This window comes from Microbulbifer maximicatervae (SeqCode) (assembly GCF_052468095.1).
In genome coordinates, this window is sequence record NZ_CP174332.1 from 4,577,647 (window position 1) to 4,598,584 (window position 20,938).

21 protein-coding genes are annotated in these 20,938 nt (G+C 51.7%); 11 read left to right on the plus strand and 10 right to left on the minus strand.

What is annotated here, in order from left to right; translation table 11 throughout:
* Window positions 1-11: 11 nt before the first annotated feature.
* Genes bioC through bioB form a run of 3 tightly spaced genes read right to left on the minus strand, consistent with a single transcriptional unit; the run spans window position 12 to window position 3,792 of the window.
* Window positions 12-1,556 (minus strand): malonyl-ACP O-methyltransferase BioC, encoded by a 1,545-nt coding sequence (gene bioC / locus ACJJIL_RS20380; protein WP_445360631.1) that lies wholly within the window; start codon window positions 1,554-1,556, stop codon window positions 12-14.
* Window positions 1,553-2,746: an 8-amino-7-oxononanoate synthase gene (bioF, locus tag ACJJIL_RS20385; RefSeq protein WP_445359354.1), complete on the minus strand. Its 1,194-nt coding sequence runs from the start codon at window positions 2,744-2,746 to the stop codon at window positions 1,553-1,555. Before bioF ends, bioC begins: the two co-directional genes overlap by 4 nt.
* Window positions 2,743-3,792 (minus strand): biotin synthase BioB, encoded by a 1,050-nt coding sequence (gene bioB / locus ACJJIL_RS20390; RefSeq protein ID WP_413665834.1) that lies wholly within the window; start codon window positions 3,790-3,792, stop codon window positions 2,743-2,745. The genes bioF and bioB overlap by 4 nt, the downstream gene beginning before the upstream one ends.
* A 180-nt stretch (window positions 3,793-3,972) precedes the next feature.
* On the opposite strand from bioB, the gene ACJJIL_RS20395 reads away from it, so the two are divergent.
* Both ACJJIL_RS20395 and ACJJIL_RS20400 read left to right on the plus strand, forming a co-directional pair.
* On the plus strand, window positions 3,973-4,665 hold the full coding sequence (locus ACJJIL_RS20395; RefSeq protein ID WP_445360632.1) for a ComF family protein: 693 nt from the start codon (window positions 3,973-3,975) through the stop codon (window positions 4,663-4,665).
* A 159-nt stretch (window positions 4,666-4,824) separates the two neighbouring features.
* A complete protein-coding gene (locus ACJJIL_RS20400) occupies window positions 4,825-5,970 on the plus strand; it encodes a beta-ketoacyl-ACP synthase III (protein ID WP_445359352.1) in 1,146 nt (381 codons plus the stop codon).
* A gap of 135 nt (window positions 5,971-6,105) precedes the next feature.
* Here ACJJIL_RS20400 and ACJJIL_RS20405 read toward each other — a convergent pair whose 3' ends face one another.
* Window positions 6,106-6,594, minus strand: a complete 489-nt coding sequence (locus ACJJIL_RS20405) for a DUF1203 domain-containing protein (RefSeq protein ID WP_445360633.1) — start codon at window positions 6,592-6,594, stop codon at window positions 6,106-6,108.
* Window positions 6,595-6,690: 96 nt separating this feature from the next.
* Window positions 6,691-7,236 carry a PadR family transcriptional regulator gene (locus ACJJIL_RS20410; protein WP_445360634.1) on the minus strand — a complete coding sequence of 182 codons (546 nt, stop codon included), beginning with the start codon at window positions 7,234-7,236 and terminating at the stop codon, window positions 6,691-6,693.
* 242 nt (window positions 7,237-7,478) lie between these two features.
* Here ACJJIL_RS20410 and alaE point away from each other — a divergent pair, with 242 nt between their 5' ends.
* The 4 genes from alaE to ACJJIL_RS20430 all read left to right on the plus strand — a co-directional run bounded on the left by alaE (window position 7,479) and on the right by ACJJIL_RS20430 (window position 11,456).
* The gene (alaE, locus tag ACJJIL_RS20415) at window positions 7,479-7,976 is read left to right on the plus strand and encodes an L-alanine exporter AlaE (protein WP_413664185.1); all 498 of its coding nucleotides are present in this window, start codon (window positions 7,479-7,481) and stop codon (window positions 7,974-7,976) included.
* Window positions 7,977-8,016: 40 nt separating this feature from the next.
* Window positions 8,017-8,718: an aspartate/glutamate racemase family protein gene (locus ACJJIL_RS20420; RefSeq protein ID WP_445360635.1), complete on the plus strand. Its 702-nt coding sequence runs from the start codon at window positions 8,017-8,019 to the stop codon at window positions 8,716-8,718.
* 490 nt (window positions 8,719-9,208) lie between these two features.
* Entirely contained in the window at window positions 9,209-10,021 is an 813-nt protein-coding gene (locus ACJJIL_RS20425) for a hypothetical protein (protein ID WP_444959212.1), read from the plus strand.
* A 451-nt stretch (window positions 10,022-10,472) separates the two neighbouring features.
* Window positions 10,473-11,456, plus strand: coding sequence for a PKD domain-containing protein (locus ACJJIL_RS20430; RefSeq protein ID WP_445360636.1), 984 nt, complete (start codon window positions 10,473-10,475; stop codon window positions 11,454-11,456).
* A gap of 51 nt (window positions 11,457-11,507) precedes the next feature.
* Here ACJJIL_RS20430 and ACJJIL_RS20435 read toward each other — a convergent pair whose 3' ends face one another.
* The 3 genes from ACJJIL_RS20435 to ACJJIL_RS20445 form a co-directional block, all read right to left on the minus strand.
* A complete protein-coding gene (locus ACJJIL_RS20435) occupies window positions 11,508-11,951 on the minus strand; it encodes a hypothetical protein (protein WP_444959210.1) in 444 nt (147 codons plus the stop codon).
* Between the two features lie 232 nt (window positions 11,952-12,183).
* The gene (locus tag ACJJIL_RS20440) at window positions 12,184-12,468 is read right to left on the minus strand and encodes a DUF5615 family PIN-like protein (protein WP_445362018.1); all 285 of its coding nucleotides are present in this window, start codon (window positions 12,466-12,468) and stop codon (window positions 12,184-12,186) included.
* 94 nt (window positions 12,469-12,562) lie between these two features.
* On the minus strand, window positions 12,563-12,835 hold the full coding sequence (locus tag ACJJIL_RS20445) for a DUF433 domain-containing protein (protein WP_445362019.1): 273 nt from the start codon (window positions 12,833-12,835) through the stop codon (window positions 12,563-12,565).
* Here ACJJIL_RS20445 and ACJJIL_RS20450 point away from each other — a divergent pair.
* Window positions 12,758-13,006, plus strand: coding sequence for a hypothetical protein (locus ACJJIL_RS20450; protein ID WP_445362028.1), 249 nt, complete (start codon window positions 12,758-12,760; stop codon window positions 13,004-13,006). The two genes, ACJJIL_RS20445 and ACJJIL_RS20450, sit on opposite strands and share 78 nt — an antisense overlap.
* Here the strand turns inward: ACJJIL_RS20450 and ACJJIL_RS20455 are convergent.
* Window positions 13,003-13,218, minus strand: coding sequence for a hypothetical protein (locus ACJJIL_RS20455; RefSeq protein ID WP_445360637.1), 216 nt, complete (start codon window positions 13,216-13,218; stop codon window positions 13,003-13,005). The two genes, ACJJIL_RS20450 and ACJJIL_RS20455, sit on opposite strands and share 4 nt — an antisense overlap.
* Before the next feature lie 394 nt (window positions 13,219-13,612).
* Here ACJJIL_RS20455 and ACJJIL_RS20460 point away from each other — a divergent pair, with 394 nt between their 5' ends.
* The 3 genes from ACJJIL_RS20460 to ppc all read left to right on the plus strand — a co-directional run bounded on the left by ACJJIL_RS20460 (window position 13,613) and on the right by ppc (window position 18,450).
* The gene (locus ACJJIL_RS20460; protein WP_444934747.1) at window positions 13,613-14,986 is read left to right on the plus strand and encodes a response regulator; all 1,374 of its coding nucleotides are present in this window, start codon (window positions 13,613-13,615) and stop codon (window positions 14,984-14,986) included.
* 167 nt (window positions 14,987-15,153) lie between these two features.
* Window positions 15,154-15,504 carry a DUF4870 family protein gene (locus tag ACJJIL_RS20465; protein ID WP_445360638.1) on the plus strand — a complete coding sequence of 117 codons (351 nt, stop codon included), beginning with the start codon at window positions 15,154-15,156 and terminating at the stop codon, window positions 15,502-15,504.
* Between the two features lie 282 nt (window positions 15,505-15,786).
* Window positions 15,787-18,450, plus strand: a complete 2,664-nt coding sequence (gene ppc, locus ACJJIL_RS20470) for a phosphoenolpyruvate carboxylase (RefSeq protein WP_445360639.1) — start codon at window positions 15,787-15,789, stop codon at window positions 18,448-18,450.
* Window positions 18,451-18,527: 77 nt separating this feature from the next.
* On the opposite strand, the gene ACJJIL_RS20475 is transcribed toward ppc, so the two are convergent.
* Window positions 18,528-19,772, minus strand: a complete 1,245-nt coding sequence (locus ACJJIL_RS20475; protein WP_445360640.1) for a DUF945 family protein — start codon at window positions 19,770-19,772, stop codon at window positions 18,528-18,530.
* Window positions 19,773-20,452: 680 nt separating this feature from the next.
* Here ACJJIL_RS20475 and ACJJIL_RS20480 point away from each other — a divergent pair.
* Window positions 20,453-20,839 carry a hypothetical protein gene (locus ACJJIL_RS20480; RefSeq protein WP_444940161.1) on the plus strand — a complete coding sequence of 129 codons (387 nt, stop codon included), beginning with the start codon at window positions 20,453-20,455 and terminating at the stop codon, window positions 20,837-20,839.
* Window positions 20,840-20,938: the final 99 nt, after the last annotated feature.

The following is a 20,938-nucleotide window of genomic DNA, read 5'->3' on the forward strand; positions in this document are numbered from 1 at the left end:
ATAGGCGCAGGTCAGCCGGATTTTTTTGCCCTGCAAGCGGTGAGATTCATATAGATCACCTCGTAAGTTACCGGCAATCCTCGCTCTTCCCGCTTATTTTCATAGGCTACGGACAAGTGCTGCAGTTTGCGGCGACCAGTCATACCTTTATCCGCCGCCCGGTTAATATTGTGTGCACCCACTCCCTTAAGCTCCCGCATCAACTGCCGCAGGTTATCAAAGTGCAGTAGGCGCAATTCATCCGTAACTAATCCGCTGAGACCACTGTGCAGCGCCGCTTCACGCCATTGCTCGGCGGGCAGAAACTGATTGACATGTACCCCCCCATCCACTTGAGCCCAACTCTGTTTCAATTCCACCAGGGTTTTAGGGCCAAGGGTGGCAACCAGGCACCGCCCTTCAGGGGCCAGTATTCGCTGCAACTCAGCAAATAATTGTGGCAGGCGGTAGCACCATTGCAGCGCCATACTTGAAAACACTAAATCAATACTACTCGCCGCCAGGGGTAACTGTTCGGCATCGGCCGCAATGTAACCATCAGCTTCGGGTCTTTGCGTCCGGGCAAATTTCAGCATCCCCTCCGCCAGATCCAGGGCAATAATTTGCGCCTTAGGAAAATGCCGCCGTAACAGTTCAGTACCGAATCCGGTGCCACTGCCCAAATCGAGGATCGTACGGGGTGCCCAGCTGTCATCGGCTTGGGCCAACAGTTGCCGGCAGACTGCCCGCTGCAGATGGGCGCAATCATCGTAGCCCTGTGCTGCCCGGGTAAAAGAGCGAGCTACCGCAGCCTTATCAAACGGCTCAGCCGGGGGATTTCCAATAGACTCGAGAAGCTCGAATAGATATTCAGCGACGATGTCAGCTTTGGTGCAATGGGGTAAATGGCCCGTCTCGGGTATGACTTTGACGGTGCCCCCACACGCCTCAATGGACCGAGCAGCTTCAATGGGAACCAGGGCATCCCTGCTGCCAAACAGGTGCTGTGCCGGCACGGACAGATTTTCCAGGTATTGGCGGTTATCCAACTCTGCCAGACAGCACAATGCTTCCCGCCAGGCATCACTATTTATTTGAGGTTTTTGTGCCTTAAGGTCTTTAAGCAAAGAGCGCATGGCGCTATCACCCCGTGCCTGCAGCGAGCAAAATCGCTCCCAGGTACTCTCCGGAGATGATGTAAAAGCATCGAAAAATGCCTTGAAAGTGCTCTCGGCCATGCCCGGCCAGCCATCTCGTTCCACAAAGCGGGCATTGGCAGCTATGGTCACTAACCCCAGAACTTTGTCCTGCTTCGCTATAGAAGCCAGGCGAACGGCAAGCATACCGCCGAGGGAGTGTCCAACCAGGATACAGCGAGGGGGAAGTTGCTGGTAAAGCTTCTGCAGCAAAGCTTCTAGTGGAGGCCAGTCTTCAGCACCTTGTGTAGCAAATCCAGGTAACTCAATACAGTGGAGTTGCACTTCTGTACGACGCGCCAGGGATTCTATAAGCGGCCGCCAAAGGTCTGCACTCCCGCCCCACCCGTGCAGGAAAACCAAGTGTTCAACCCGTGTCACTTATCCAGTACCCCTGCATCCTGCAAAATCTGCTGCAGCGCGCCTAGTAGCTCATCAATATCCTCGGCCCGGTGAGCCGCGCTCAGGGTAATGCGCAAGCGTGCAGTGCCCAGCGGCACTGTAGGCGGGCGAATGGCACCCACCAGGAACCCGCGCTCCTGCAATTCTCTGGCAACCGCCATCACAGTGTTTTCACAGCCCAACACCAGCGGCTGTATCGCACTGGCTGACGCCTGAAGAGGTAGACCGAGCTGTAGTGCCCCCCGGCGGAAATAAGCGATATTTACCCGCAAGCGCCCTTGTAACTGAGGCTCATCGCGAATCAATTCGATAGCAGCCAAGGCGCCGGCAGCCACTGCTGGCGTCATTCCGGTGGTATAGATATAGGGCCGCGCAAACTGGGTGAGAAAATTTATCAGTGACCGGGAGCCCGCAATAAAGGCACCGGCATTGCCAACCGCTTTACCCAAGGTACCCATCACAACCGGGGCTTGTTCCTGGGACAGCCCCGCCAGGGCACAGCTGCCCGCCAGTGGGTATGCTTCGCTACCCATTACGCCAAAGCCGTGGGCCTCATCAACCATTAACCAGGCGTTGTATTGCTTACACAAAGTGGCAATCTCAGCCAGAGGGGCCAAATCACCATCCATGCTATAAACGCCATCCACCGCTACTAAAGTAGCGCCACCCCGGCTAGTAGCGCGCTGCAATTGGCGTTCAAGGCCAGCGAGATCGTTATGGGCAAAGCGCAGACTGTTGGCGCCACTCAAACGGGCACCGTCAATCAGTGAAGCATGATTAAGCCTGTCCGAAACAATATTGTCGGCTCGCCCCAACAGAGCACAAATAGTGCCGATATTCGCCATGTAGCCACTCGAGAATATCAGCGCCGCTTCTCGCCCGGTTACCTCGGCGATGCACTGCTGCAAGCGGTGATGAATATCCAGGTGACCATTAACCAGGTGAGAGGCTGTGGCGCCTGCACCACAATCTGCTCCCGCCTTCTGTGCTGCGATGACTTCCTCGCGGCTGGCAAGCCCCAAGTAGTCGTTACTGCTAAATACCAGTAGCTCCCGCCCATCGACCCGGGCTCGCGGCCCGGGTGCACGATCGAGGGTTTTTAGCTCCCGATACAGATTCTGCTGGCGGCGCTCGGCGAGGCGCTGTTGCAGGACTTCATTCAGGGTCATTTGGCCGCGTCGTAGAAGAAGGCATCATTTTGCTGTTCGGTAATCTGCGCGTTCAATTCCGCTTCCACCTCAGCCTCATCGGCGTACTGCTGATACTCTTCTGGCTTAATACCCAGACGACTGAACAACTGCATATCTTCGTTAGCTTCCGGATTCGCGGTCGTCAGCAATTTTTCACCGTAGAAAATAGAGTTGGCGCCGGCAAGGAAAGCCATTGCCTGCATCTCATCGCTCATCTGCTCGCGACCGGCGGACAGACGCACATGGGATTTCGGCATCATGATACGGGCCACAGCAATGCAGCGAATAAATTCGAAGGGATCCAGGTCCTTTTGTTCTTCCAGCGGGGTACCTGCGACTTTTACCAGCATATTGATGGGCACTGATTCGGGGTGCTCCGGCAGGTTCGCCAATTGCATCAATAACCCGGCGCGATCTTTGTCGCCTTCACCCATTCCCACAATGCCACCAGCACAGACCTTCATTCCCGCTGAGCGCACTCGCCCCAAGGTTTCCAGGCGATCCTGGTAAGTGCGAGTGGTAATAATCTCACCGTAATATTCCGGCGAAGTATCCAAATTGTGATTGTAGTAATCGAGGCCTGCATCCGCCAACTCCTGGGCCTGATCATCATTTAGCATACCCAGGGTCATACAGGTTTCCATCCCCAACGCCTTTACTTCTCGTACCATCTGGGTCACGTAAGGCATGTCTTTTTTCTTGGGGGAGCGCCAAGCGGCCCCCATGCAGAAGCGGGTAGCACCGCCGGCCTTAGCTGCCCTTGCCTCCTGCAATACCTTTTCAACCTTCATTAGTTTTTCCCGCTCCAGCCCGGTGTCATAGCGGGCACTTTGGGGACAGTAGGCACAGTCCTCAGGGCAAGCGCCGGTCTTGATAGAGCAAAGGGTACTGACCTGTACCCGATTGGCATCAAAATAAGCTCTGTGCACTTGCTGCGCGGTAAACATCAAGTCGCTAAACGGCATGGCGAAGAGGTCCAGTACCTGCTGGCGGGTCCAGTCGTGGCGGATCTCTGCGGCGGGCATTTGCTGGGCGGCAGTCACAGGGCGTACTCTCTCTGTTGCTTATTAAAATCGGATACTCACAGCCTGTTAGCAGGCTCTAGCGGCATCGATCAGCGAGCTCTAATTCAGCGTCTGCCGTTCAATCCACCAGACTGGCCAGTTTAGCCACGGCCAAACCGCTGTCAACTCGGAAGAGACGATATGGTTTACAAGCTATTCAGTAGAAAACTTGCCCAAAGTCTGGCCCGCTGCCTGCTGTGCGGCGGAGCATCGGGAGAGGTTGGAATCTGTTCTGCCTGTACTCAGGAACTACCGGCGCTAGGCCGTAGCTGCCGCTACTGCGCCCTACCCTTGGCGGCGGCAAAAGATAATATTTGCGCGGCCTGTTTACAGAGGCCACCCACCTTAAAGAAGATCAGTGCTGCCTGGCAATACGCTTACCCAATCAACCACTTAATCCAACATTTCAAATACCACCGGGACCTGGCCGCCGGGCACAGCCTTATACAGCTAGCGGCCCGCCAATTGGGGCTTCCAGAGGATATGCCTGACATACTTACCCCGGTTCCTCTGCACTGGCGCCGCTATTGGCAACGCGGTTACAACCAGGCTCAACTTATTGCCAGTGGTATGGGCCAAAACTGGTGCCTGCCAGTAGATCTGCAACTACTGCGCAAAACAACACCCACCAAAACCCAGTCTCAACTCAGCCGCAACCAACGGCTGAAAAACCTGTCTGACAGCTTTGCCGTGCGCGGAGAAATATCGGGTGCCCATATCGGCCTGGTAGACGATGTTGTAACCACGGGAGCGACTCTTGAAATCATCACTCGCAAGCTACTCAGAGCCGGGGCAAAACAGGTCAGCGCCTTCGTTTTGGCCAGAACGCCATGACTGTTCGGCGCGACTACAAATAGACCCATAGTCACCCCAACGTCACAATAGCTTACCTTGCCGTTCTGGCGCCTCAGTCCCTCATCTGCCAGCACTGCTAAGGTTCTAACAGCGACTAAATTGCCCGCATTTCTGTTGTCGCGGGCCAGGAATTCAGCGATGAGTGAATACAAGTTGCCACGGGGCATTGTCATCAGCGGCACAGGCCTGTGGACCCCACCGGAATCTATTAGCAATGAAGAGTTGGTAGATGCCTATAACACCCATGCCGAGCAGTACAATCTTGAGCATGCTCAAGAGATCGAGGCCGGTGAGCGCGCGGCAAAACCTTTCTCTTCTGCAGAATTTATCGAGAAGGCCTCAGGCATCAGGAGCCGCTATGTGGTGACCCGCGATGGCATCCTTGATCCGAAGCGCATGCGCCCCCTTATTCCCGAGCGCGCAGATGAAGAGCTAAGTGTACAAGCCGAAATGGGCTTAAAGGCCGCCAGACTAGCCCTAGAGAAAGCCGATAAGCAGGCCTCTGACATTGATTTGGTCATTGTCGGTGCCTCCTATATGCAGCGCGCCTACCCCGCTATTGCTATTGAAATCCAAGGTGCACTGGGTATCGATGGGTTTGCCTTTGATATGGAAGTGGCCTGCTCCTCAGCCACCTTCTCACTTCAGCGTGCGGTGGATGCGATCTGCTCAGGCTCAGCCAAAACTGTACTGGTCATCAATGCCGAGCTGGCCTCACCACAAGTGGATTACACCGACCGAGACAGCCACTTTATCTTTGGCGATGTAGCCGTAGCCAGCATTATCGAGCGCAGAGAAACCTGTACTGTCGAAAGCGCCTGGGAAATTCTCGGCACCAAAGCGAAAACCGTTTTCTCCAACAATATCCGTTCGAACTTTGGCTACACCGCTCGCGCCGCCGATGTGGACCCTTTTGGCCCCGGTAAGCTGTTCCGCCAGAATGGCCGGAAGGTATTTAAAGAAGTTTGCCCCATGGCGGCGTCTCATATTGAGGCCCACCTGCAAGAGACAGACACCGATCCTCACAGCGTTCGCCGCTACTGGCTCCATCAGGCCAATATCAATATGAACAACCTGATCGCCAAGAAGCTAATGGGTGACAATGCAAGCGTTGAACGCGCGCCCATCGTTCTGGACCGCTACGCCAACACGGCAAGTGCCGGCTCAGTTATCGCATTTAATTTGCACAGCGATGACTTGCAGGTCGGTGACCGGGGAATTATCTGTTCCTTTGGTGCAGGCTATTCTATTGGCAGCTTGGTATTGGAAAAAGTCTCCATTTAATTTTGAAATATTTTCGGAGTTCGGGAATAAATACTGAACTCCGAAACAACCACCAAAAAGACCGGTGGTTCTCACTACCACTGACACCAGGATTTTATTAACCGGCGACCTGGCCTTCACAAATATCTATTAAAACTATGCGCGATCCAGCCGCAGCGCATAGCAACCGTAAGCAGCGAAGCGCAGCAGAGCGTAATCAATCTCATCCTGCATAAAATATTCACTCACTTCTGTTTTTATTTGTTCAGGGTCCACCAATTTCGCAGACACGATGTGCTCTTCAGCGCTATAGGCGCGAAGCACTAGTGGCACACCACTCTTGAAATAATCTTCCGCATTATTATTTAGCGGGGGGAAGCTATTCTGTGCTCTGAAGTCTTGTTCCGGCTGCGGCTGCGCCAGTACAAATACAGGCCCGTATTCCCGGTAAGGACCGGCAAAAGAGAAAGGGCAGTAGCTCGCCAAGAGGATTTTCTCCCCCGGCCGTGCGCGCCGTCGCACATCACGACATGGCTCACCGCCCTGGGCGCTCAGCTGCCGTACCGGCTGCCCTAGATCATCTAGACTTGCTTGACGAACCTTTTCTAAAAAATCTTCGCGGATAGGTGTTACGGTAAAAGTCATGGCTAAGGTCACCCCACTTGCTAAAAGAGCGAGGTTACTGAACACCAAACAGCATCGCTGGCCAGATTCGGGCGCGTCATTCCAAGTGAGTAGCAGTTATTTTTTTGCGGACTCTTCAAGCTCACTCAACAGACCTTCCGCCCAACTGATCCAGGTCTTTTCCGCCTCAATACCCAAAAGCAGGGTTTGATGTGCCAACCAGTAGCGCTCCTGGAGCGCTGTATCACTCTTTAATACGCGCTCATTTTGCTCCTGGTAACTTTCCAGAGAGCTGCGATGTTGGCGCAGTTGGCCCTCCAGAGCATCTCGCATTTCATCCTTGCTCAGGTTGTGACCGGCGAACATACGCACCAGGAAAGGCTCGCGAATCTTCTGCGGCGCACTGGGCTGAGTGACCCAGTCACGCAGCTCGGCGCGGCCTAGATCCGTGAGGCTGTAGACCTTCTTGTCCGGCTTGCCGTCTTGGGCTTGCTCCTCACAGTCCAGCAGGCCCTCCTCATGTAACTTGTGCAGCTCGCGATACATTTGCTGATGGCTGGCACTCCAGAAGTGGGAGACGCTGCGCTCAAAGCGCCGCTTAAGGTCATATCCACTGCCGGGCTCAATATCCAGCAAGGTGAGAACGGCAAAGCGCAGAGACATGAAAACTCCAACTCATCTTATGCAAAGAGTTGCATATTAACCGGAGCCAGCTATTTATGACCAGCTGCCGGGTTTTCATAACAAGATAATTAGATTAATAAAACATTAAAAAATAGGACAAATGTATCGACAGAAACTAACAGTCGAGATGTAAGGCTAGCTTTTATGCAAATTGGAGATATAATCGCCGGCTTGTCGCCAAAGTCGTTTAGGCGGCCACTGTCTACGAGGTTGTTTGCCCAATGTCCGCGCCCGCACTATCCCCATCCAGTCCAGATGCCCCAGATGAAAAGGCTTCTGGTGCGCGCCGCTGGGACTTTATGCTGGACATCTTCGCCATGAATAGCTTCTCTTGGGCTGTAGCGATCCCCATCGAGCTGGTTCTGGCGGGTATGAGTTGGAACGAACACCTGAAAGTTCGCCTGATGGCCCTGGTATTCAATACCCTTATCGCCCGCCCATTCAGTATGTATCGCAACTGGATTGTGAACCGTTTTGGGGGTGGCGGCTTTATCAATGCCTACCTGGTAGACACCTTTGTATTCCTCAGCTTCCAGTTCCCGCTATATATGGCCAATATGCGCCTCGGTGGGGCCAGCTGGGACGAAATTGCCACCGCCAGTATTACTTTTATGCTCATCGCGGGAGCTCTTGGCCGCCCCTACGGAATTTATCTCGACTGGGTGCGCCGAGTGTGGATTAATACGCTTGTCCCCCTGTGGAGCAAACGCGCTGCCTGAGGGGTCACCGATACTCGATTAGGCATTACGAGAGAGGAACATGACTGTGTTGACCGATAACGCCATTGAAAACAGTTCCATGACCGTTGGCGTGGTCGCCGGCACCCCCACAGATACCCGCTTCGGGTTGGACTTCCTCGCCGTGCGCCAACTTCGTGGCGTGGGCCTGTCCCTATCTTCCTCTCCCCAGGCCCAGACTCAATTGCAGGCGCTGGAGCGCGACGCCCTTACCCAACAATTGATCGAAGCCATAGAGCAGCTGTACCAGGCCGGTGCAGAAGCGGCCATGATCTATTGCAACTCACTTTCCGGTGCTGTGGATATGACGGCGGTAAAAGCTGCCTCCCCCATTGAGGTGGTATCCCCTCTTGAGGTCTACGCTGAGCTTACCCAACGCTATCGCAACTTTGGTCTGCTGGCCGCCAACTGCCAAAGCTGCGCCAATATCGAGCGGGAAATACTCGAGCGCAATACAACCGCCAAAGTCATCGGTATTGGCAACTTGCAAATTGTGGAAGATATCGAGGACGGCCTCGCCGCAGAAATGATTGTTCGCCAACATGCCCTTGATGACTTGGTCGCGGCATTGGTGAAAAGCGGCGTACAGATCCTGATTTTGGGCTGCACCCATTTCGATTATTTTTATCGGGAACTGCTCGCACACTGCGATGGCATTCGCCTTTTCCTTCCCTCAGAGCGTATGTTGCAATTGCTGCAAGAGCGCATTCCCCAGGCTGCCTGAATACTATATAGCGCGGCTTGCTGTGCTTCGATCTGGTGCGTAGTAGTGCGGGCCGGAATGTGCCGGTACAGCGTAGCGCACTCTGGCGTGTCCAACCTGCTGGTGTATGGGGTACAACCCACTTAACTTAGCTCCGGGGCCAAGGTAGCGTGCCCCCTGCAGCGTTTACTGTGGCGACTGCGGGCCCTGGACCTACAGAGCCAGGCGGCGGTAGGGGAAAGACCAGGGAGTTTGTAAAAGACCTCTATGAAATTCAGCTGAAAAGCGGTGGTATTAGTGCAGCGGAAAAAGTGCAGCGGAAAAAGCGCAGCGGCAGCTGGCGGAGTTATTGGGGGCGGATAAATAAGGTATAAAAAAACGCTTCACAAGGAAGCTATTCACATAAATAAAATAAGCAATAATTGGTACTTATAACAAATAAAATCGGCTTGTATTTTTCTAATCCCATGACATTATTCTTCCTCGTTTTAGGGTTATTAATGGATTAATAATGAATAAGATTTTAGGTATAGGGCTTTTATCTGTAGCCTCTATTTTTTCTTCTAGTGTATTTGCCGCAACCTGTTCGGGCTCTGGGTTTATAGATATAGGTGGGATCCCAAAGGGGCCAGAATATGCCTTAGTTGGTGTAACTAATACCTACTATAGGGATGGAGGCAAGCTCATCAGTTACGATGGCGAAGTTGCTACATTTACCAATTCTGAAGGGTATACCGGTACCGATTCTTATAATTACCAAGATTTTAAATGGAGAGCGAAGAAGGGGATAAAGTTTAATACCAGGGGCCGACATTATGTTCATATTGGCACCAAGGTAATTGCTGGTGACTTTAATGATTATGTGAACTACTGTAATGATATCCGGGTACAAAGTGCGCCCACGTTAACGATGGCTAAAAGTGATACCAATACTAGTGGTGGGTATCATTCTGGTTTCGTAGATTTGCTAGGGACAATGGATAAAAGCTATTCAGTGAATGCGGTTGCTGGCGTGCCTATTAAATATCAAGTTCAGGTAAAAGACATTGCGCGTTGGACTGGAAACTTCTGTGATGTGGTAGAAGAAACTGCAACCTGGGAGAATGCGGGCTTTAGTGATCGTGATAGCTACAGTTACTCCACCAGATGTGATGTTCAATATCGAGCGAGAAGTTTTGATGGGCAGTACTACAGCAGCTGGAAGTACATGACCATCCTGGGTGGCAGTACTGGCGGTGGTACTGGCGGTGGTACTGGTGGCGGCACTGGTGGCGGCGGTGGTGGCACCTCTTGCCCAAGATCTCCATGTGATTTTGAGCCCTAATTGGATTAAAAGTTAATCCGATATCGATATCCCCGTCTCATGGGGCTAATAGGTGGCTACCTCGGTAGCCACTTCTTGGGAATCTTTTTAAATAAAAAATCTCCGGCCTTAAGTAAGCCCAAAGTGTTCATACTTAATTGTCTCATTGCTATTCCTGTCATCTCCCTGCAGCCTAGTTAAAAGGCGCAATTTTATCGCGTTACATATATATTGATGGAATATTATTCTGTAATTAATAGATAAAAAGATGTTATAGGTTAACCAAATAGTGCAGAAGAAATCTTACGCAAAGCTGGTAGTGACTAGATTTTCAGATGCGCACAAGACCTTTGACTATTACCGCAATAGGATATAGCTAAAAAATAGAATAAATAGTGCAAATATATATAATTTATAGTATTTTTTTCTAGCTGTTTGGATTGTCAAAGCTTTAAAAAATAAGGGAATATGTATGAAGTTGGTACGAAAGAAGTATTTAAGTAATTGTTTAGCTTTAAGTGCAATTTCTTTAGGGGTAATGTTTTCCAGTAGTGCATGGTCTGCTGATGTGATCGGATGTGAAGGGTGGAAATCTGATGCTAAACAACTGTATATAAAGCTAGGACCGTCGACTAGCTCCCCTGCTTTAAAAGATGTAAAACATTATTGGAAAGCTAAAGATACAGATGGAATTCAAGCTTGGGGGCATACTACCGAGTGGGAGCTTCTCCAAGGGATAAATCCTGGCACGGTTGTTTCAACTCATAGAGATAAAATGGATATGCAGGGAGATGACACTCAGGGGATGACTCCGAGAGCACGTGGTCATCACGCCGCTGTAGTGAAGTCTAGTGGATATTGCACTAATAGGGTTTTTGTCGTTCAAGACAGGCCGACGGTAAATGGCAATACAACCAGTGATGGATCAGAGGTTGTTCATGATCCGATACCATTTTACGCAACGGGTACGATTGATACTCAATATGCAACTAATGATTCTCTGACGTATAAATGGGACTTTGGTGATGGAACCACATCATCCAACCAGAACCCCGTGCATTCTTTTAAGGACGCAGGTGAATATGATGTGCGTGTTACTTCTAATGATGGTAAGTATGACTCCATAACTGACTTTGTGGATCGAATCTGGGTCCGAGGCCCAGCCCGCCCGCCGGTGATTGATGTTGAGCCTTCTTCTTGTAGTGGCTCCTTTAGATATATGCGTCTTACTTGGCGGCGCACAGGTACTAGCTTTGTGGTTCAGAAAAAAGTCGGAAACAATTGGACAAATATCTATACAGGATCTAATTCTTCCGTTAGAGCTCAATTTTGGGGCGGGGATTATGCACAGATAAGAGCTAAGGCATCGGACCCGGCCTATGGGGCTGATAGCGGTTGGATCCAAACTGGATTTAATGTGGCCCAATGTGGCGGCGGTGGTGGCGATCTTCCCTAACCTTTACGTAAGGTGGCTACCGCGGTAGCCACTTCAAACGTGCGGCACCATTTATGCCTCTGGAATAGCCTCACCCTCACGCACCACAATCACCTGTTTATCCCGCCCAGTGAGTAGGCCGATAATTAGGAAAACAATTCCCAAGAAGAAGCCAACGAAGCCCATAAAGCCGCTTACCAGCCCGCCACCAATGGCCGCACCGGCTGCTTCAGCACTGTTGGCGGTATCAACCACAGCATTGCCGGTAAATATCAGTCCCGAGATTGGCAGCAAGAAACACAAGATGGCGCTTATCAGCAGCAGACGGCGCCAGGCTTTGCCCGTGCGTTTGGCGGTGCAGGCTATCAGCATCGCCAGCGCCCAGGCCACGAAGAACGGCACCAGACTGGGTTCGCTCTGGGCGGTCACATCGATGGCCATAATCCCGTATTGAAAATAACCCAGAAAGGCAACGAACAGCCCCCCAATCAACCCTGCAAAGACTTTCCCAACCATGACAAGATCCCTTTTCTGTCAGTTTATAATTGATCCGGCACTAATTTGGCCGGTAATGCCAGCGTATCGAGATTTGGATTAATGCGCTAGCGGGGGAGGGAGAGGTACGCAAAATTTCTATTTTCGAAAATTCTTGTTCGCAAAGTTTCGGAAATGAAAAACCCCGCATAAGGCGGGGTCTTCTTAACTGGGCTGGATTTATAAACCGCTCTTGGGCGGGTAGCCACTGGGGCTAGAGGTGTAGGTAGCCTTTTGTTTCCGTATCCATAAACTTTGTAATGGCAGGATGCTCTCTCCTCAGTAGCTCCTCAATGTGTGCCACGCGACTGTTTCCCAGGGTCAAAATAATAATTTTTGGCGGATGGCCATGCCTTAACTGCAGGGCCTTCATATCCACACCGTCCTTGGTGGTGATAGTGAGATTATCTTGGTGGGCATATCTCCACACACCCGGATCTTTCCTTCCCAACAATTCGGCATCTTTTGCTGTGACTATTCCGGGATAATTTCTCCTAATCTGGAGGCAAGCTTATGGGAGAGGTTCTCGTCCAGGAGAAGCACTGTTATCTGAATCCTTATTGTTAGTATCTACCGAAAGGTCAAGAGTGGCATTATCTTCCATGCAAAGAATACTTTTGCCTGAATATGAGTGCAGTTGAAAACCAAAAGTCTGATAGCGTGTGGCTACAGAGGCTGTTGCAAGGGGCTCCGAAAAATCGCGCATCAAATAGTTTGCAGCCAACGAAGGGGCCTCGCCTCCCCAAAAGGCTAGTGGCGAATTGGGTTTGCGCGGCCAAGATTTGGGCGTGGTTAAGGTGAGGGAAATCATCAGCAATCTCTTCAATGGACATGCCATTCGCAACCATATCGAGAATATCGTCCACAGCGATACAGGTGCCTTTGATGCACGGTTTGCCGCCCCGTATCTGGGCATCGATTACAATATTGCAGTCTATGTTTTGGCGGGATCTTATATCACCGGGGGCATATTCCATGGCGCATCTCCTCAGGTTCTCCCCAAAAATAACAGGGGATTAAGGGATGTCGCCACTTAGTTTCGATCTCTGCGGTGGAGCTCCACCAAAACCCGCACAGGGGCGCGGGCCACTAGATCCTGGTTTATCTTGCGCTTGTTCTTTTTGGCGTCGGCGTAGAGTTCGCCATAGGAGCACACAAGGATTTCGTCATCGATACCGATATCAATATTAGCGCCCATGGTGTCATTGAGATAGCAGAGAATCTCATTGTCACAGTTGCCGGCTAACATGATATCCGTTGAAGTTGGTAGCGCTGGTTCCTCACGACAGCTCCGGCGTAATTTGTTCAGGAACTGTCGCTAAACTACCCATTCAACCTAGTAAATTGCTGCTAGATCCCTCTATGTAATCAGATGCAATCTGTGGATTAATTCCCTGTCAAAAAGCCGGCTATCCGATCCAAGGGTAGGACAGACGGGGCTGGCAGGCTACTTCTCTATTGGTACGTTCACTGAAGCGCCTCTGCTCCCCCCACAGCAGAAGGAAAATTTTTCTTGTACCAAAAGCGGGCTTATTGCAGTATCAAAAATCTCCGATGTGCCTGGGTATCCATTACAACAAGTCGTATTAAAACCTTTTTGGACTGCAGGATTTAGTCCAATTTAAATAACGTTGGTTACAAGGATGATAGAAACCACTTTGTCTGGGGGAATTCCCTCTCGCCACGTATTCTTGCGTGCCATATGCCTCGGCCTATTGGTCTCGGGTTCGGTATTTTTATCGAGTACTGCACAGGCCGATGTTATTACCACACTAAAAAGTCAGGTCCCGCTCTTTTGGGTGGGAATACCCGCTGTACTTGTACTGCTAATTTGTGCGTTTGCAATAAATAGGCAAGTTAAATTACGCCAATTAACCCTCGATACCAATGCTCGGCTTAAAAATTTGAGCAAGGAAAATAGCAATCTTTTCCAACAGGTACACAGTCGTAACAGCGAATTTGTCGCACTGGAAAAACAACTTGCTGATGCCCTTAGTGAGCTTGAACAATTGCGCCAGGAAAAATCTGATCTCCTCACCATAACCCGGCACCACTTACAGCATCCCCTGGATACGCTTCTCGGCACTTTGAATTTATTGGCTCGCAGCGAAGACAATAATACACGCGCCCTGGTAGAAATCGGGAAAAGACAATTAAACAGCGCCCTTAAATCCCTGGAGAACTTACATCAGTGCGGTAATGTTGAGACAGTAGAATTAAAACTCCCCACTGAAAGCCATCGTGCGCCCGGCAAACAGCTCTCTGTTTTACTCGTTGAAAACAGTAAGCATGACTCCCTTCAACCCACCCTGGAAACCATGGGCCATAACGTACAGCGGGAGTGCAATGGGATCGATGGGAGCAGCGCTGCACTGCAAAAAAACTTCGATCTTATTTTGGCGGACACCCATCTTCCATTGATGGATGGTGTTGAAGCAGTGCGGGAAATCCGTAGGGAGAGAGGTGCAGAACTACCTATTTTTGCCCTTTTACAAAATGCCAGCTCTGGCGATAAGGAGCGCTACCAGGCCAGAGGCTTTACCGGGGTATTGACCCACCCGATCGGCGACCGACAGCTGATGCAATTATTGAGCTGGGCTGTTCGCCGAAGCCAGGGCATTGCAGGCCCCCAGGGAGCAAAGCCCACTCGACTGCTGAATACCAATACTCTATTTCGCCTGCGGGATACATTGGACCACCATACGTTTGCCGAATTACTCAGCGAGCGCACCGCTACCCTGCCAAAACAAATAACGTCATTAACCAGCGCTATTACTGGACGCCATTGGCTTGATGCAGAACAGCAGGCACAAAGACTGGCTCGCTCAGCTATTGAGGTCGGCCTCGAAACAATAGCTTCTCGCTTGCGTACCCTGGCCGCAAACCTCTCTATCGATAGTGAGAGAGAACATTGTCGCCAACAGCGCACAGAGCTTTTACAGCTTATGCGCGAATCTGTGCGCCAGCTAAAGGCCTGGCGCGAGCGCAATGTTCACACTGAGTGGGCATTAAAATAAACCACCCTACTGTAGCCCAATTTCGAGCCACGGTACTCTTACTGGGAACAATAGGGCGGAAAAAGCGTCTGCAATCCACCGCGCAAATAACACATCCCAGCGCAGCTAAGTTGAAATGCACTATTTGCACCACACTATATTGGAGTGAATAGTAGAGAGAACAAGTTATGTCAGAGCAGTATCCCGAACGCAGTCAGGAAGCCCGAGAACAAAGCGGGCGCGACCTGGCCATTATGGTTTACCTGATCCAGGCGATCAGCTTATTTACCGCAGTGCCATTTTTTATCGGGGTATTAATCAACTACTTTAAGCGCAGCGATGTTCGCGGCACCCTGGCCGAGTCCCATTTCCGCTGGCAGATTCGCACCTTCTGGTTTTGGCTGCTGTGGACCATTGTCGGCTCACTGACTATTTGGATTCTGGTGGGCTACCTAATCCTTGCGATTAACTGGATATGGGTAATCTATCGGGTTATTCGCGGCTGGCTGACACTGGTCGACCGGCGCCCAGCTTATTAATAGCAAATATTCCATTAAATGGGCCCAGTATCTTGGGCCCATCTGCTTCTCAGTAAGAAATGAATCCAATATTTCCTGACTGAAATTACCGACTTTCACACCTCGTAAAAGACAAAAGCAGATTGACTAGCCATAAGGCTATACCGACTTTTCCTCATTTACTTTCTCAAGCTCTTATTCGCCAAAAGTTGCAGCTGCAACATTGCATGCTTCAGCGCAAAGTGTGCGAATATGCCTATCCGATTGACTTTCACCGCGTTGTTAACAGGGAGAAATAGATTCGTGAACCAGGACCAGAATGCCCCCTTGCGGGAAGATGTACGCCTGCTGGGTGAAGAGCTCGGCGCAGTATTGCGAAACCAAGTTGGCGAGCCACTATTTGATACCGTTGAGAATATTCGTCAGGCGGCCGTTGAAAGCCGCAGCAAAGGGGTTATGCAGGCCGATCACTTACGAGAGCTACTCGACCCCCTGGATGATGCGACCCTATTGGAAGTTGCCCGGGCATTCAGCCAGTTTCTAAACCTGGCCAATATTGCCGAACAGCGCCATCGCGAGAGACTACACCGCCAGCACCAGCGCTTTCCCGGAGATCCCGATACAGACCGCGGCCTGCGACAAGTACTGGCAGAGCTAAGCAAAGCGGGTAAGTCTCCCGAGGAAATCCACGGAACACTTAAAGAGCTATCCGTAGAACTGGTCCTAACCGCTCACCCCACCGAAGTGACACGCCGTACTCTAATTCGCAAATACGATCGAGTCGCGGACCTGCTCAATACACTGGACAGTCCCGACCTGACCACGGAAGAGTCCCAGGATTTACGTCGTCACTTACAAGAACAGATCCTCTCTGCCTGGAGCACTGACGAGATCCGCCGCTCCAGGCCCACCCCAGTTGATGAGGCCAGGTGGGGCTTTGCCACTATCGAACAATCCCTGTGGCAGGCAGTCCCCAGAAGTATGCGGGAAACAGATGGTGAGTTGGCCCTGGCCAAGCTGCCCCCATTACCAGTGGATTGGGTTCCCATTCACTTTGCCTCTTGGATGGGGGGAGACCGGGACGGCAACCCCAATGTCACCGCCAGCGTCACCCGGGAAGTTCTGCACCTGGCCCGCTGGATGGCCGCCGACCTCTATCTGCGCGATGTGGAAAACCTGCTCGCAGATTTGTCCATGCATCGCGCCAGCGAAGAACTTTTACAGCGCACTGGCCCCAGCCACGAGCCCTATCGCCTGGTGCTGCGCCAAGTTCGCGACCGTCTCAAAATAACCCGGGAAAAAATGGAAGCCCGCATTGGTCGACGCGCAGAGCCTTCCGGCCTCGCGTTTACCAGCAGCGAGCAGCTGGCCGACGAGCTGCGACTGATCGACCGCTCCCTGCGCGATGTGGGCCTCTCAGCCATCGCCGATGGCCAACTTAAAGATACCCTGAGGCGACTCAACTGCTTCGGCATCACTCTATTGCGTTTGGATATACGACAGGAGTCCACTCGCCACGCTGACACCCTGGATGCCATTACCCGCTACCTGGGTATGGGCAATTACAGCAGTTGGAGCGAAGAGGAGAAGCAGGAGTTCCTGGTGTCTGAGCTGGACAGCCGCCGCCCACTGGTGGACGAGAGCTTTTACCGCAGTGATTTCTGTGACGAAGAGGTAAGCGAGGTCTTACAGACCTGCAAGGTCATTGCCGAACAGGGTCCCGAGGGATTAGGTGCCTACGTTATCTCAATGGCGACCACACCTTCCGATGTTCTCGCTGTAATGCTGCTGCAAAAAATTGCCGGGGTGCAGGTGCCAATGCGAGTGGTTCCCCTGTTTGAAACCCTCGACGATCTCGATGGTGCAGCTACCACAATGAGTACCCTGCTGAATATCCCCCTCTACAAGCAGCGTGTGCTTGATGGCCAGGAAGTGATGATCGGCTACTCGGACTCCGCCAAGGATGCGGGCTTCCTGGGCGCCGCCTGGGCCCAGTACCGCACACAGGAAGCTCTCACCGGAATATTCCGCAACCACGGTATCCCCCTAACTCTGTTTCACGGCCGGGGCGGCTCCATATCCCGGGGCGGCTCGCCTACTCGTATGGCCCTGCTGTCGCAACCACCGGGATCAATAGCCGGGCGTATTCGCGTTACCGAACAGGGAGAAATGATTCGCTTCAAATACGGCCGTCCCTCTGTGGCCGCCTACAACCTGGAGCAGTATGTCGCCGCAACTCTGGAGGCGACACTGATGCCCCCGGCAGAGCCGCGTTCGGAGTGGCGCGCGGAGATGGACCGGCTCACGGAAGTCTCCGTCGGCAATTATCGGGAAGTTGTACAGGATGACCCTGCCTTGGTGGCTTACTTGCGCACTGTCACCCCGGAAACCGAGCTGAGCCGCCTGGCCCTGGGCAGCCGCCCGGCAAGGCGTAAACCCGGTGGCGGTGTCGAATCACTGCGGGCGATTCCGTGGGTATTTGCCTGGACCCAAATACGATTGATGTTACCAGCCTGGCTGGGCACTGGTGCCGCCTTGGAAAATGCCCTTAAGCACGCAGATGAAACCGATATCTTGCGGGACATGAGTCGCCAATGGCCCTTTTTCCAAGGCGTTGTGGATATGCTCGAAATGGTACTGGCCAAGGCCGATCCCCGCGTTGCCTCCTGGTACGAAGAGCGACTCACCCAGGATGAAGACCTAATCCACCTGGGTGTCAGCTTGCGCGATCGACTGGCTCATACCGTAGAGGCCCTAAAACAGCTTACCGGGCGGGAGAGCTTGTTGGATAACAATCCCGTAATGCGATGGTCCATCCGCGTGCGCGATCCCTACACTGACCCTTTGCACCTATTGCAAGCTGAGCTGATGGCACGTCTGCGCGAACGGGAAAGTGATGCGGTGTTGGAAAGTGCGCTGATGGTCACTATCGCGGGGATTGCAGCGGGCATGCGCAATACGGGTTAAAAGAAGACCTCCGGCCGCTTTGATGCTGCTGGGAGTTGAGAGGCCTGCTTCTTTCACTGCAGCAGGCCCCTAAGCAATCAGAACCTGCCGGTAAGTGCCATCACGAACAGGTCTGCCGGCAACTGCTCTCCATTCACTTCCAGCTGGCCACGGTTGACCTTGAGATACATTTGCAGCTCACCCTTGTCTTCGATCAGCAGGCCATAATCTCGCAGAAGCATTGCCTGTCCTACCAGGGGGGATTGTAAAAGCGCTTGCTCTGCAGCGCTGACGGTCATGCTACCTACCAAAGGTTTAAGCCACTGATCGATCTCACTGGCACCGCGGCGGGAGGACTTACGCATACCCCGCCAATCGATATCAGCATCCACTAACACCGGGCCATTGCGGGATTGAATCGCCAGCTGCTGCTCCAGACGCAGGGGGCGGCTCATTTCACGGGCCCAATTCCGCTCAGGAGTCGGCAACAATACACGCAGGTAGTGCCCCAAATCCGCAGTCTTAATTCTCGGCAAGGTCATCTGTTGGCGTACAGAGGTAATTGGTGTTGCTGAATCCACTGTGGGAAGCTGCAGGTCACTGATGATTTTCAAGGTCTGGGCAGCCAACTCTTCCAAGGTCAGGTCCAGGGTGACATCGCGCAATTGAACTGGCCCGGAATCTGATTCTGCCCTCAGCAACGACAATCGCAGCTCCGCATTACCGCCCTCGCCGGGCATATATTCAAACTCGCCTTCAAGGGGCTCGGTAAACAGTACTTCGATACCTTCGCGAATATGGCGCAAGCTTCCCAGCTCCACGACACCGTTCAGCACAGCACCGGTGTAATCCGTAGATACGGCAATCTCCCCACCATCAAACTCCAACTCCCCGAGTGGGCCGGTATTTTTGAAGGGGTCTAAGCGGAGGGTATTCAACACTCGGTTGTCGGCGGTAACCAGGGTTTCCAGAACTACCGGACTCGCCTGTAAAGCGCCATAAATGGACTCCAATTGAGCGCGCAATTCAGGCTGTAGTTGATCCAGCTCTAGCCGGGTCTCGGTATAAACCACACCCAGGCGCGGCCCCTTAGAGGTAAGCAACACCGGCCCATGATGGATCTCTGTATTGAGCTGGGTAGTGCCATCCGGCAATGCCACCTCAGTATTGGTTTCAGCACCAAACCATCCGCGTTCGTAACCCGTGGAATTCCCCCCCTGCAAGCGGCCCAACTGCTGCTTCCAAATTTCCTCTACTTTGGGGCCGATAAAACCCGGCGCAGCCAGGGCAGATATCACCATTAGGGCAAGCACAATAAATAGAAGTGAACGCAGTAGTTTCATAAAAAATCATCTAGCGAAGGGGTTTGCGCCGATGGTATCAGATTATGAGGCTATTAGTGCGACAAGAGCCTCGTTACTTGGTACGAGTGTGAACATTCATCAACCACGGCATAAGGACTTACGACCCATTTCTAAAGAGCAGAATCTCGGCTTGTAAATTAGTAAATCTAATATTTCAAAAGCTCTGATCAAGCCCAAGAAGAGGGGTTTGTAAGCGGCCATAAATTGAAATTGACCATTATCGCTAGAGATCACCTCACAAGTCTCTTGATCCCCTGTGGCACGCCTGAGTAATTTTATGGCTCGATGACAGTTTTAAACAACAATGTAATTTTTTAAACCACCCTTTAACTTCCCTTATTCAGAGCCGTTTAAAAGGTAGCTAACAATCTATTTTTCTTGTATTTCAATCTAACCCAGATTCCTATCTCCACGATTTAGCTTTCTTAAAAATACCTCCGCAAAATAAAGGTCCCGATTACTATAAGAAAACCTCTATCTAGGAAATTTTTTTGATTTCTACCTATTCATGTAAAAAATAATTATTGAATTCATAGCCGTTATCTCGATCAGATCTTAAAAGATACCTTTACAACAACCGAAACTTCCATTACCGCACGTTGGGACACTCCCCCAGTTTGAGTAGACTTGTGGCCAAACTAGGAGAAGGAGAAGACGTTATGCGATATCTTGTTTCAATGGTGCTCTTGTGTTCTCTCGCAGGTTTCAGTTATGCAGATGACCGCATGACGCGCCTCCCATCCAACGCTGAACCCGTGCAGATTCTCGGCAAGACTTATTATCAAAGTGGTAATAATTTCTATGCCTTTAATGAGCAGGGCCGCTATTTCTACAGAGTACAGCCCCCCACCCGTATTCGTAGCTATGAGAATCCCCGGGATATGTATATCCGCGGTTCACAACCCCGCCCCCAAACTTGGGGTCTGACTAGAGACCAAGTCGAAGGATGTATGAATGCCGCTGCAGATATGGCAAATGCTAACCCTGCGGTAGGTGGTAAGATTTATATTCGCGAATATAACCGCTGTATCAGTAACTTGCGCTAGCCATTGTGGCTATATTTACTGCTACAAGGGGCCTTCGGGCCCCTTTTTTCAATCGTTATTTTTTATAGTTACTAAACTAGCAAGTCTTTCAACACACTA